The sequence below is a fragment of the Peribacillus simplex genome (assembly GCF_001542915.1).
In the GTDB taxonomy this organism is placed as follows: Bacteria; Bacillota; Bacilli; order Bacillales; family DSM-1321; genus Peribacillus; species Peribacillus simplex_B.
In genome coordinates this window covers 254564-266723 of the sequence record NZ_LNNH01000010.1, presented here as the reverse complement: position 1 = coordinate 266723, position 12160 = coordinate 254564, and the positions used below count along the sequence as shown (strand labels likewise).

The 12160-nt window shown below is 44.4% G+C and carries 12 protein-coding genes; 10 read left to right on the top strand and 2 right to left on the bottom strand.

Annotated features, from left to right (window positions below; all coding sequences use genetic code 11):
- The first annotated feature begins 2 nt into the window (after positions 1-2).
- Genes AS888_RS03850 through AS888_RS03830 form a run of 5 tightly spaced genes read left to right on the top strand, consistent with a single transcriptional unit; the run spans position 3 to position 5217 of the window.
- Positions 3-1559: an OPT/YSL family transporter gene (locus tag AS888_RS03850; RefSeq protein WP_061140856.1), complete on the top strand. Its 1557-nt coding sequence runs from the start codon at positions 3-5 to the stop codon at positions 1557-1559.
- A 14-nt stretch (positions 1560-1573) separates the two neighbouring features.
- A complete protein-coding gene (locus tag AS888_RS03845) occupies positions 1574-2623 on the top strand; it encodes a DUF917 domain-containing protein (protein WP_061140855.1) in 1050 nt (349 codons plus the stop codon).
- 14 nt (positions 2624-2637) lie between these two features.
- Positions 2638-3579 carry a DUF1177 domain-containing protein gene (locus AS888_RS03840; protein ID WP_061140854.1) on the top strand — a complete coding sequence of 314 codons (942 nt, stop codon included), beginning with the start codon at positions 2638-2640 and terminating at the stop codon, positions 3577-3579.
- Positions 3576-4244 carry an AroM family protein gene (locus tag AS888_RS03835; protein ID WP_061140853.1) on the top strand — a complete coding sequence of 223 codons (669 nt, stop codon included), beginning with the start codon at positions 3576-3578 and terminating at the stop codon, positions 4242-4244. Before AS888_RS03840 ends, AS888_RS03835 begins: the two co-directional genes overlap by 4 nt.
- Positions 4245-4296: 52 nt before the next feature.
- On the top strand, positions 4297-5217 hold the full coding sequence (locus tag AS888_RS03830; protein WP_061140852.1) for an aminopeptidase: 921 nt from the start codon (positions 4297-4299) through the stop codon (positions 5215-5217).
- Between the two features lie 73 nt (positions 5218-5290).
- Here the strand turns inward: AS888_RS03830 and AS888_RS03825 are convergent, their stop codons facing one another.
- Both AS888_RS03825 and AS888_RS03820 read right to left on the bottom strand, forming a co-directional pair.
- Complete coding sequence (locus tag AS888_RS03825; protein WP_061140851.1) at positions 5291-5983, bottom strand: N-acetylmannosamine-6-phosphate 2-epimerase; 693 nt, start codon at positions 5981-5983, stop codon at positions 5291-5293.
- Positions 5984-6014: 31 nt separating this feature from the next.
- On the bottom strand, positions 6015-7550 hold the full coding sequence (locus tag AS888_RS03820) for a maltose/glucose-specific PTS transporter subunit IIC (RefSeq protein ID WP_061140850.1): 1536 nt from the start codon (positions 7548-7550) through the stop codon (positions 6015-6017).
- Positions 7551-8012: 462 nt separating this feature from the next.
- On the opposite strand from AS888_RS03820, the gene AS888_RS03815 reads away from it, so the two are divergent.
- The 5 genes from AS888_RS03815 to AS888_RS03795 all read left to right on the top strand — a co-directional run bounded on the left by AS888_RS03815 (position 8013) and on the right by AS888_RS03795 (position 12147).
- Positions 8013-8315: a DUF2294 domain-containing protein gene (locus tag AS888_RS03815; protein WP_081092297.1), complete on the top strand. Its 303-nt coding sequence runs from the start codon at positions 8013-8015 to the stop codon at positions 8313-8315.
- Between the two features lie 193 nt (positions 8316-8508).
- Complete coding sequence (locus tag AS888_RS03810) at positions 8509-9555, top strand: ABC transporter substrate-binding protein (protein ID WP_061140848.1); 1047 nt, start codon at positions 8509-8511, stop codon at positions 9553-9555.
- A gap of 21 nt (positions 9556-9576) precedes the next feature.
- Complete coding sequence (locus tag AS888_RS03805) at positions 9577-10506, top strand: nucleoside hydrolase (protein ID WP_061140847.1); 930 nt, start codon at positions 9577-9579, stop codon at positions 10504-10506.
- Between the two features lie 24 nt (positions 10507-10530).
- Positions 10531-11352, top strand: coding sequence for an ABC transporter permease (locus AS888_RS03800; RefSeq protein ID WP_061140846.1), 822 nt, complete (start codon positions 10531-10533; stop codon positions 11350-11352).
- 6 nt (positions 11353-11358) lie between these two features.
- Positions 11359-12147 carry an ABC transporter permease gene (locus AS888_RS03795; protein ID WP_061140845.1) on the top strand — a complete coding sequence of 263 codons (789 nt, stop codon included), beginning with the start codon at positions 11359-11361 and terminating at the stop codon, positions 12145-12147.
- Positions 12148-12160 lie beyond the last annotated feature (13 nt).

Here is a 12160-nt window from a genome sequence, read left to right as displayed (position 1 = left end):
TCATGAATCAAAAAACCTTTGACCTACCGTTCATCGTTTTTTCGATAGTCATTGCCGTTTTTGGTGCAATTGTAGGCATGCAGCTCATTACGACGCTCGGAATTACTCCCAATACATCAATCATTGGTGCATTGATTGCGATGTTGGTCGCACGGATCCCGATGCAAATGTTTTATAAATATAAGCTGCTGGATAATCAAAACTTAGTTCAAACAACGATTTCGGCTGCAACGTTTGGTGCGGCTAACAGTTTATTAATCCCAATCGGGCTGCCCTATGTTTTAGGAATGCCTGACCTCATCATTCCGATGTTGATAGGTGCCGGGATCGCTTTATTTGTGGATGGTTTCATTCTTTATAAAGTATTTGACTCGAATTTATTTGGTTCGAATGAGGCTTGGCCTCCGGGTATTGCTACCGCTGAAGCTCTTAAGGCAGGTGATGAAGGCGGACAGAAAGCGAAGTTCCTCGGATTGGGTATTTTAGGCGGCCTTGTAGGTTCATATTTTACCATTCCAATGTCAGCTTTTGGTGTCGCTTTCATCGGTAACATATGGGCTCTCTCCATGTTTGGAATCGGGCTATTATTGACAGGTTACTCTGGTGCATTGTTTGGTGTGGGTTTAAATGCGTATTACATCCCGCACGGAATGATGATTGGCGGAGGAATTGTGGCATTGTTCCAATTCATCTCTGTTTTTGTTTCTTCCAAGAAGAAAGTGGCGCAGGATACAGATCACGAATATACGCGAACACAAGTGGATGTGAAAAGGGGTTTTGGAATTGGTTTCCTTCTTTATATTGCGGGGGCGACCCTTCTTGCAATCATGGGCGGGATCATTAGCGAAATGCCTGTTTGGCAGATAGCGTTATTCGTATTATACGCTGCAGCAGCAGCCTTAATCCATGAAGTTATTGTCGGGATTGCAGCCATGCATTCAGGATGGTTTCCAGCATTTGCTGTTACATTAATCTGTCTTATCATCGGTATGCTGATGGGCTTTCCTCCAGTTGCTTTAGCCTTATTGACAGGCTTTACTGCGGCAACGGGACCTGCATTTGCTGATTTGGGGTATGACTTGAAAACGGGTGTACTGATTCGCAAAGGGGTTACGACTGCAGAGGAGCTCTTCGGGCGCAGACAACAGTTTAAAAGTGCAATGATCGGATTTGGAGTGGCAATCGTGATGGTAGTGATTTTTGCTGATTCATTTTTCTCCCAGGACTTGGTTCCTCCTGTTGATCGGGTTTATGCAGCGACAATTGAAAAGGGTGTCACCGGAAACGTCGGCATGTTGTTATTCTTATGGGCCATACCCGGTGCGATCATTCAGTTAATCGGAGGGCCAAAAAGACAAATGGGGATCATGCTTGCAACAGGATTGTTGATTATGAATCCAATTGCAGGCTGGGCAGTCATAATCGGAATTTCAATCAGGGTCATCATCTTAAAGGTTCGTGGTCCGGAAGCTGAAAATGCAATGTTTACAACAGCGGCAGGATTTATAGCCGGAGATGCCTTGTATAGTTTCTTTACATCCATTTGGAAAGTTCGATGATGAGGTGAAAAACAATGGTGAAAAGAGAATTGACAAAAGATGATGCAATAAAAGCAGTATATGGAGGTTGTATTTTAGGGGGAGGAGGCGGAGGCTGGATTTCAGATGGACTCCAAAAAACAGAATCCGCTTTTGAAATCGGTTTCCCTACACTTATTACGGTTGAAGAACTGCAAGACGAGGATTATGTTGTTTGTGTTTCTTTAGTGGGTGCACCTTCAGCAAAAGAGCAATATGTTGATTCAAAACAACTAGTGGAAACGGTTCAACGAATGCAAAAAGAATTTCCACATCCAATCAAAGCCATCATGACGAATGAAAATGGAGCATCAACGACGATAAATGGCTGGCTGCAAGCTGCCGGAACCGGTTTACCGGTTCTTGATGCACCTTGCAACGGAAGAGCACATCCAACAGGTTCGATGGGTTCATTGAATTTATCGGAAGTCGAGGGATATCAATCACTGCAATCCTATTCAGGAGGAAAAGCAGATAAGAAAGTGGAAGGGTTTGTTTCCAGTGCCCTCGATAAATCTTCCAAGGCTGTTCGGTTCATGTCTGTTGAGGCAGGCGGGATGGTTGCAGTTTGCAGAAATCCAGTAACGATGGGCTATGTGAAAAATCATGCTGCAGTTGGCGGAATTACACAAGCGATAGCGCTCGGCGATGCATTCCTATCCGTACCTGCTGGGCCAGAGAGAATTGAAGCAGTTGCATCATTTTTAAAAGGCCGTGTCATCCATTCTGGAAAAGTAAGTACTTTTCACATGAATCAAACAGGCGGATTTGATGTAGGTATGGTGAGGATTAACGATTTGGAGCTGACTTTTTGGAATGAATATATGACAGCTGAAATGAATGGAGCTCGTAAAGGAACCTTCCCTGACTTGATTATGACGTTTGATGCAAAAACCGGACTTCCGCTTGTAAGTGCCGAAATTCAAGAGGGACAGAGCATCGCCGTTCTTTCCGTACCGAAGGAAAACTTGAAATTAAGTTCGACGATGTTTAATGAAAAGCTATTAAAAACGGTCGAACCTATTATTCAAAAAAATATCATTTAAAGGAGAGATTACTAATGTCTTTGAAATATACGATGGAAGTTATGGAGCTATTGGATGATCCTAAAGCAAACGGGAAGATGGTCGTTGACCTTTTTATGGAATTTTCACATATTAAAGCATCATATCAAACAGTGACGGGTGAGAGTGGATCAACGGATTTCATCCAAATCGTTGTAAAAGGTCTTGAAGGAAAATCAGCAGGGGGACATGCTCCTTCTTTAGGAATTGTTGGGCGGCTGGGGGGCCTTGGGGCCAGGCCGTCCCGTATCGGATTCGTATCCGATGGGGACGGAGCAGCCGCAGCCATTACAGTTGCTTTAAAGCTTAGCCAAATGGCTGAAAAAGGTGATCGACTGCTTGGGGATGTCTATATCACGACTCATATTTGTCCGAATGCCCCAACAATGCCCCATGAACCTGTGGATTTCATGGGCTCGCCTGTTGATATTTTCACGATGAACCAGTATGAAGTTCTGCCAGAGATGGAAGCTGTTTTATCAATTGATACGACAAAAGGGAACAAAGTAATCAATCATCGTGGCATTGCCCTTTCACCAACAGTAAAAGAAGGATATGTATTGAAGTTCAGTGATGAGCTAATCCGGATCATGGAAATGACAACTGGAGAATTACCGGTCACGTTTGCTGTAACGACTCAAGATATTACACCGTATGGAAACGATGTCTTTCATATCAACAGTATTTTACAGCCAGCGGTAACCACGGATGCTCCAGTTGTAGGACTTGCGATAACCGCAAAGACAGCGGTCCCAGGATGCGGAACAGGTGCAAGCCATGAGGTGGATGTGGCGCAAGCCGTACGTTTTTGCATCGAGGTTGCAAAAGAGTTTACAAGGGGCGAAATTCAGTTTTATGATGAAGCGGAATTTCAGCAGCTTCTGAATTTATACGGATCGATGAAGAAGCTTCAAACATTGGGAAGTGCAGCAAAATGACAAAGAAATCGATTGGTGTCTTGACGATTGGCCAGTCACCAAGGGTTGATATTACACCTTCGATTCAACATGTGTTAGGGAAAACAGTCGAAATTGTAGAAGTTGGAGGACTCGACCGAATCAGGGAGGAAGATCTTTATTCGATTACACCTGATAAAGGTGAAGTTACCTATATTTCTAAGTTAAGAAACGGGCAATCCATTAAAATGGGGAAATCAAAATTATTGCCGTTATTGCAAGCGGAATTAAATGAATTGGAAGAACGAGTTTCTGTCGTCATCATGCTCTGTACGGGGGATTTTCCAACCATTAGAAGCAATAGGCCCATGATTTATCCGGATAAAATAGTAAGTAATATCGTTCAATCCCTCCTGAGGACAGGAAAACTTGGATTGGTCGTTCCGCTGGAAGAACAAAGAAATACGTTAATTCAAAAGTGGAAACTCAAGGGAGTGGAGTATTGCGTTGAAGTTGCATCGCCTTATGAAAACAGTGATATAAGCGGGGCTGCGAAAAAGCTGAAAAATCAAGGAGCAGAACTCATTGTCCTTGATTGTATGGGATATGATGAAACGCATAAAAAAGCGGCCATCGAAGGCAGCGGCTTACCTATTCTTCTGCCGCGGACCTTAATTGCTCGCATTGTGGCAGAATATGTAGGCTAGTAGAAGAGAGTCAGTCTGCTTTTGCGGCAGGAAAAAAGAGGAGCGGATATAGATGAGTGAGTTTCACACAATCGTTGCCAATATCATGGCGAATAATTTTCATGCTGCTAAATCTGAATCCATTTTAGTATTGGCGGATCATAGTACCTCTTTATTAGCCAAAAAGTTCAGTGATGCTTTATCAGCAAACGGTTGGAGTGCTTCCTTTCATGAAATGGAAGATCGAAAGAAATCGGGGGAAGAGCCACCGAAGCCAGCGGCTGATGAAATGCTGAAACATGATAGGGTCTTTTGTTTAACAAAACATTCTATAACACATACACTGGCACGGAAAAACGCGAACCTGCACGGCATAGGTGTGATTACCATACCGGGAATTACGGAAGATATATTTTTGCAGGGCGCAATGAATGCAGATTATCAAAGAGTGGAAAAAGAAACATTGGCAATGACGAAAAGGTTATCACAAGCTGAAAAACTAATCATCAAAACCGGAAAAAACTTGTTGGCGATACCGCTGCATGGGAGGAAAGGAGTTCCAAGTACTGGCGTTTTCAGAGAGAAATCGGCTTCGGGTAATTTACCATCGGGTGAAGCTTATATCGCACCGGTAGAAGGAGAAGCAGAAGGGAAAATTGAAATTAATGGTTCAATTGCAGGCATTGGGCTTTTGGAAAAGCCGATCGTGTTAACGATTCAAAAAGGCAGACTTGTCGAAGCGACAGGTGATGATGGGAAGACATTGCTCACCTTACTTGGGAATGGAGAGGGAAGATGGCTTTGTGAGCTCGGAATCGGTACGAACCATGCTGCAAGAGTAACCGGCAATATTTTAGAAGATGAAAAAGCCTACAATACGATTCATGTCGCTTTCGGTTCAAACCATACATTTGGAGGGGAAATCAAGACAAATGTCCATATTGACTGTGTAACGGTAAAACCGGAGTTGGAATGGGCATTTCCTGAAATGTGAATGATCGAGACCCGGACTCCAGATGGAAAAGACCCAAACTTAAAGTCTGGGTCTTTTCATTGCTTGTGCACTTCTATTCTTGAATCGCATCGACGAATCTTTTAGTGATTTGCTGGGGCCTGGTGATGGCGCCCCCGACTACTACTGCATGTACGTTCATATCCAATACGGAACGCGCGATTTCCGGGGTAATGACATTCCCTTCAGCGATGACTTTTGCCTTTTTCACGGCGCTTACGATTTCCTTCAGCACAGCATAGTTGTCGTGATAAATTTTCTGGCCGCTCGTTTCGTTTGTATAGCCGTATAAAGTAGGCGCGACAATGTCGAATCCTAGTTGGTCGGCGTATATGGCCTCCTCTTTGGAGGATACATCGGCCATGAGCAAAACATCTGGATATTTTGCCCGTATTTCATCGTAAAACTGCTTTAACGTTTTGCCGTCCGGCCGTACACGCGCAGTCGCATCGGTCGCAATGATTTCTGCTTTCGTTTCCATCAATGCATCGATTTCCGTCATGGTAGGGGTGATATAGACATCGTTTTGTCCATAGACCTGTTTAATGATCCCGATGACTGGCAGGTCGACATTTTTCTTGATCTCGATTATATCGGCTACAGAGTTAGCGCGAATGCATTTCGCACCGCCTTCCTTTGCGGCGACAGCCATGCGCCCCATGATGAAAGAACTGTGCAGCGGCTCATTCTCCAATGCCTGACAAGACACGATCAATCCCTTATGAATGGTATCCAGCACATTTTGCATGTGTAACACTCCCTTATCGTTATCTATCCGCTTAGTGGCCCAAATACTCTTCCACTTCATTTTTGATGATCGTTACTTGTGGTCCGTATACGATTTGAATGCCTTTTCCTTGTTTGACGACGCCCTTGGAACCGGTTTGTTTGATGACGTCTTCTTTTACCAAAGCTTCATCCTTTACCGTGACGCGCAAGCGAGTTGCACAGCAATCGACGATCTCGATATTTTCCTGTCCGCCCAAGCCCTCGACAATGGTCTCGGTTCTTTCCGATGCCGCCACTTGTTGCGAGACGGCTTGTTCCTCATCTTCACGGCCAACCACTTTTAAGTTCTTTCTCTTGATCAAGAACTTGAATGTGAAGTAGTAAAGGAAGAACCACGGAATGCCCACTACAAGGACATAAATCCAATTTGTTTTACTGATCCCCTGGAGTATCCCGAATAAGGTGAAATCGATAAAGCCTCCAGAGAAGGTTTGACCGATCGTGATATTGAATATATCAGCCATCATGAACGCCAAGCCGTCGAATATGGCATGAAATACATAAAGGATCGGAGCGACGAATAAGAAACTGAACTCCAACGGCTCGGTAATGCCCGTTAAGAAGGACGTTAAGGCTGCTGAAAGAAGCAAACCGGCCACTACCTTCTTGTTTTTTGGTTTAGCACAATGATAGATGGCCAATGCCGCTCCAGGCAAACCAAACATCATCGTGATGAACCGTCCTGACATGAACCGTGATACCCCTTCATAGTACTTGGTCGTAGTTGGATCGGCCAATTGGGCGAAGAAGATATTCTGCGTTCCGCTTACAAGCTGGCCTTTGATCTCCATCGTTCCCCCTAAAGCAGTTTGCCAGAAAGGGAGATAGAAGATATGGTGAAGCCCTAACGGCCCGAGCATGCGCAAAATGAATCCGTAGAAGAAGGTTCCAATCGTTCCTGTGCTCGTTACCAGTGCACCAAGCTGGTTAATGAAAAGCTGGAAGTAAGGCCATACGACAAACAATAAGGCTCCGACCAGGATGGATGCGAATGAAACGATGATTGGGATGAAACGGGAGCCCCCGAAGAATCCCAATACTTGTGGAAGCTGAATTTTATTATATTTATTATGCAAAAATGCTGCGGTGATACCAACTATGATACCGCCGAACACCCCAGTCTCCAGTGTTTGGATCCCAACAGCCATTCCCTGTCCGGCACCAGCCAAATTATCCTTGGCAAGCTCCCCGGTTATTTGAAGCAGTGCATTGATCGAACTATTCATCACGAAGTAGCCGATCATGGCTGCCAGGGCAGCGGTCCCTTTATCCGAACGCGCTAAGCCTACGGCGACGCCGACGGCAAAGATGACAGGCAAGTTGGCGAAAACGATATTGCCTGCAGAGCTCATGATCGTGAATATAGCCTGCAACCAGGCAAAATCCAAAAATGGATAAGCCTCAACTGTATTAGGATTGGAAAGAGCACCGCCGATTCCCAGCAATAATCCGGCCGCTGGTAAAACGGCAATCGGGAGCATAAAAGATTTACCGAACTGCTGCGCTTTCTCAAAAGCTTTCTTCATAAAACATTCCTCCCTTATTCATTGAGCCTATGACCCTCTTTATTTATTGGCTAAGCTATACTTGTATATTAATTCCCCATAAAAGCGTTTACAATAAGGAACCAAGAGATATCAATTGTTTTCAATAAGGAGCAAATTTCTCTGAAAACATTTTCAACACATGGACGGGCATGAAAATCAAAACGGGTAAAGACTTCCCAAAATAGGTAGGATCAGTGGATGTGGCTCGTTGTAAAGTTATATGAATATAGTGAAGGATCATAAGGAACTTACTGATATAATTCGGTTATTGGTAGTTAAATGGTCGATTTTCAGGGATTTGAACATTTTTTCGTATCAAATCCGAATATTATCTTGTGCTATTGAAAAAAAGTATATATAATTACCTCAAATGATAGTTTTGGCAGGTGAAAAGTCATCTTACCGATAAACACTAATGAAACGAAGAAATTGCTTTCTCATATGTATAATGAGGTATCGAAGGAATTGTTCGGTTTTGGTACGACGGTGCTCAAGGTTACCGTTGAACTGAATGTGATCACATTTCAGGCCAAACATCGCCGTGCACCACGCTCCGAGGCTTTGGAGGGAGAAGTTCCCAGCCTGAAGCAGGAGGTTGATTTTCATATGTCACTGCTTTATAAAAAGAAATTGAGACAAAAACTGGAAACACAAACGGATTGGGAGATCGAAGCGGTCTTGAGGGATTATGACTCAGCAACGCAGCGGGCTTTCACCAATATTGTATTGAAGGAAACTATGTAATCCTATAAATGGATTTCGCTCCGGATATATCTGGAGCGAACGCCGCAAAAGTACCAAAATGATAAGTTTTATCTTTGTTTACAAAGAAAAGACAATCTTGGGTAGAATGCTAATTCTATTTAAGATTGTCTTTTTTTACATGTATGGCTGTAAAAAGGGAATTTTATACAATATCAAATTGGAGGGTTCGATGATGAAAAAAATAATTAGCTTATTCATGATGTTCACGGTGTTCACACTAGTTTTAGCGGCTTGCTCCTCAAAGGAGGAGGGAAAGGGAAAATCGGCCAAGTTAGTCGTTTCGACTTGGGGATTTGCCGATGATTTCTTCCGCCCTGAGGTCTATGAGCCTTTTGAAAAGGAGCATAATGTCAAGATCGTCGTCGATTCAGGAAATAATGCAGATCGACTGAATAAGGTACGCCAAGCAAATAGTGACGTGGATGTCATCTATTTATCCGATTATTATGCACAGCAGGGGATCGATGAAGGGTTATTCGAAAAAATCGATGCTGCAAAGGTTCCGAACATGAAACAGATTTACGACCAAGCGAAGGCCCCGAATGGCGCCGACTATGGCCCGGCCTATACGATTGCCCAATTTGGGATTGCCTATAATCCCGATGAAGTGAATGCACCGATTTCCTCGTGGAAAGATCTTTGGAGCAAAGATTTGAAAGGAAAAATCACGATTCCATCCATTACTTCTACGACTGGCCCGATGTTTTTGGATGCGGCTTCGAAAGTAAGCGGAAGTAAGGAATTCAATGAAGATAAGGCCTTTGCCCAAATGAAAAAGATCATGCCGAATGCGGTAAAAGAGTACGGGCAAACATCCGAGTTCGTCAACATGTTCTCGCAAGGGGAAATCGCGGCTGGCCCGATCATGGAAATGTATTTCGGTGATTTACAGGAAGCCGTCCCGAATGCGAAGTTCATTGCTCCGAAAGAAGGCGGATACGCGGTCATGAATACGGTGAATATCGTAAAAGCCAGCGATCAAAAAGAATTGGCTGAAGAGTTCATGAATTACATCTTAAGCAAGGAAGTACAGGAAAAATCAGCGAAGGCGAAAATCGACTCTCCTGTCAATACGGAAGTGAAGCTGTCTGAAAAAGAGGCGAAAGGCTTAACATATGGTGAAGACGTCATTAACAGCCTGCGTGTCCTGGACATGAAGTTCGTTAATGAAAACTCGAAACAATGGATCGATCGTTGGAATCGTGAGCTTGCACACTAAGAATGGAATGAGGTTTGATGAATGAAGAAAAAACTGATTCTCGATGTGGATACTGGAATAGATGATGCAATCGGGATCATTCTCGCCGTGAAAAGCCGTCAATTCGACATATTGGCGATTACAACCGTAAACGGCAATGTATCACTTGATACGGCCACTCTTAACACGTGCAAGATACTCGATATGCTCGGCGAACAAGACATTTCAGTCATAAAGGGCGCAGATGCCCCCCTCATCAGGCCCTCCTTTTTTGAGCATAGGATCCATGGGGAGGATGGGATAGGGGGCGCCCTCGCGAACGTCCCCGTTACGAAGCAGCCTGATGATGGGTTTGCGGCTGATTTCATCATCAATTCCATTTTGAACTTTCCGGAAGAAGTGACGCTGATCATGACGGGACCGCTTACGAATTTGGCACTTGCGGTGAAGAAATGTCCGCAAATCACCCAGCTGGTGAAGGAAGTCATTTTCATGGGCGGAGTTGTACAAGGGGGCGGCAATGTTACGCCGACCTCTGAATATAACGCATACGTCGATCCGGAAGCAGCCAAAATCGTCCTGCATGCAGGGTTCCGATCGATCACCCAGGTCGGTCTCGATGTCACGAGAAAGGTGCTGCTGAGCGAGGCGCATATCCAAGCAATTCAAAATCAAGAGCTTGCTGACTATATAAGCGAAAGCACATCAGACTATCGGAAAAGGTATTTTGAGCGGAATGGTGTTTGGGCATGCGCCATGCATGATCCATTGGCGGTTGGCGTCGCTTTGCAAAAAGATCTTGTCACGACAAAAGAATATTATGTAGATATAGAAACAAAAAGTGAGATTTGTGATGGACAGATGGTTTGCGACTTTCAGGACCGGCTGATGAAGCCTGCGAATGTGCATGTTTGTCTGGATGTCAATGCAGAAGCGTTTTTCGACCTGTTCATTCGCACCATCCATTCATAAATCAAACGATCAGGGGGCTCCGAGGTGAAAAAACGCTATTTATACCTGCTGCTGTTGCCAGGGTTACTTTTTTTGACGGTTTTCATGATCATTCCCATCTTTTTGACGATAGGGACGACATTCATCAATGACAATGGTTTTTCGATACAAGGATATCTGGATTTTTTCAAAGATCGATACTTTATTGAAATCCTGCTCACGACACTTAAGGTGAGTCTGTTCACGACGATCCTTTGTATTCTCTTAGGTTTTCCAGCAGCCTATTATATTTCGAAACTAAAACAAAGAAAAAAAGCGATCATGCTTTTGCTGACGATTTTTCCGCTCCTGACGAGCCCGGTCGTCCGCTCATTCAGCTGGATGGTGATCATCGGTAAAAACGGTGTGGTGAATAAATTGCTTATGGGCATCGGCTTGATCGACAAGCCGCTTGACATATTGTATACGCCGACGGCGATCATCATCGGCTTGGTCCATTTATTCCTGCCTTTGATCATCGTAACGCTGGTAGGCGTAATGGAAAACATCGAGACCGATTTATTGAAGGCGGCGGAGAGCCTTGGAGCTTCACGGCTGGCCGTGTTTTCAAAGGTGATCATCCCGCTTTCCGTTCCAGGCTTGGTCATTGGCAGCATCCTCGTTTTTGTAGGAAGCTTCACGGCGTATACGACGCCAGCCTTATTAGGCGGGAAGCAGCGAGTCATTTCGACATTTCTTTATCAAAATGCCATAACCTTGAATGAGTGGCAGGTGGCATCGATCGTCGCGACGATCATGATTGCCGTAACCGTCCTTATCATCTCGATCATGAATGGTTTGGCAAAAAAATTAAATCCAAAGGGGTAGAGGTGTATGCAGGAAAAAAATCGAGGATTGGCCCTGTTTACTCTCCTGGTGTTTCTCTTTTTACTAGGGCCTTTACTGATCATATCCGTTACGTCATTCGAGGGCGGAAATATTTTGAAGTTCCCGCCAGAAGAGTTTTCTTTAAGATGGTATGAAAATATTTTCAAGGTGGACATGTTTTTAGTCGCATTCAAAACGTCCATTCTTGTTTCGCTTGCCGGCAATCTATTGGCGCTATTGCTGGGAGTTCCGGCTGCTTATGCATTAAGCAGAGTTGATTTTAAAGGGAAGTCCCTCATTAATGCGTTTTTCGTTTCGCCGATCTTAGTTCCGGGCATCGTGCTTGGCTTTGCGTTTTTGCGTTATATTGTGGGAACGTATCAGCTTCCGATCCATGCGGCCCTGTTTGTCGGGCATACAGTCATCATGCTGCCGTTCATCATCCGCGTGATTTCCTCAAGCCTGTCAAACTTCGACTTTTCCATCGAAGAAGCGGCCGAGAGTCTTGGGGCAAGTAAGCTGGGGACATTCTTCACGGTCGTCCTCCCGAATATCAAATCAGGAATCCTGGCAGCCGTGATGATTGCCTTTTTGGAATCCTTCAATAATGTGGACATTTCCGTTTATATGACGGGTCCTGGAGTTAGCACGTTCCCGATTCAGATGCTGACGTATGTAGAGAATTATTTCGATCCGACCATTTCGGCCATTTCCGTAGTGCTCATGTTCATAACGGCATTCTTCATGTTCATGGTTGAACGGCTCATGGGCTTGTCTTATTTCACAAAACGATAAAGGAGGTAATGAT

Coding starts and splice junctions, on each gene's coding strand:
- AS888_RS03850 (WP_061140856.1), top strand. CDS start 3: ATGAATCAAAAAACCTTTGACCTACCGTTCATCGTTTTTTCGATAGTC.
- AS888_RS03845 (WP_061140855.1), top strand. CDS start 1,574: ATGGTGAAAAGAGAATTGACAAAAGATGATGCAATAAAAGCAGTATAT.
- AS888_RS03840 (WP_061140854.1), top strand. CDS start 2,638: ATGTCTTTGAAATATACGATGGAAGTTATGGAGCTATTGGATGATCCT.
- AS888_RS03835 (WP_061140853.1), top strand. CDS start 3,576: ATGACAAAGAAATCGATTGGTGTCTTGACGATTGGCCAGTCACCAAGG.
- AS888_RS03830 (WP_061140852.1), top strand. CDS start 4,297: ATGAGTGAGTTTCACACAATCGTTGCCAATATCATGGCGAATAATTTT.
- AS888_RS03825 (WP_061140851.1), bottom strand. CDS start 5,983: ATGCAAAATGTGCTGGATACCATTCATAAGGGATTGATCGTGTCTTGT.
- AS888_RS03820 (WP_061140850.1), bottom strand. CDS start 7,550: ATGAAGAAAGCTTTTGAGAAAGCGCAGCAGTTCGGTAAATCTTTTATG.
- AS888_RS03815 (WP_081092297.1), top strand. CDS start 8,013: ATGTATAATGAGGTATCGAAGGAATTGTTCGGTTTTGGTACGACGGTG.
- AS888_RS03810 (WP_061140848.1), top strand. CDS start 8,509: ATGAAAAAAATAATTAGCTTATTCATGATGTTCACGGTGTTCACACTA.
- AS888_RS03805 (WP_061140847.1), top strand. CDS start 9,577: ATGAAGAAAAAACTGATTCTCGATGTGGATACTGGAATAGATGATGCA.
- AS888_RS03795 (WP_061140845.1), top strand. CDS start 11,359: ATGCAGGAAAAAAATCGAGGATTGGCCCTGTTTACTCTCCTGGTGTTT.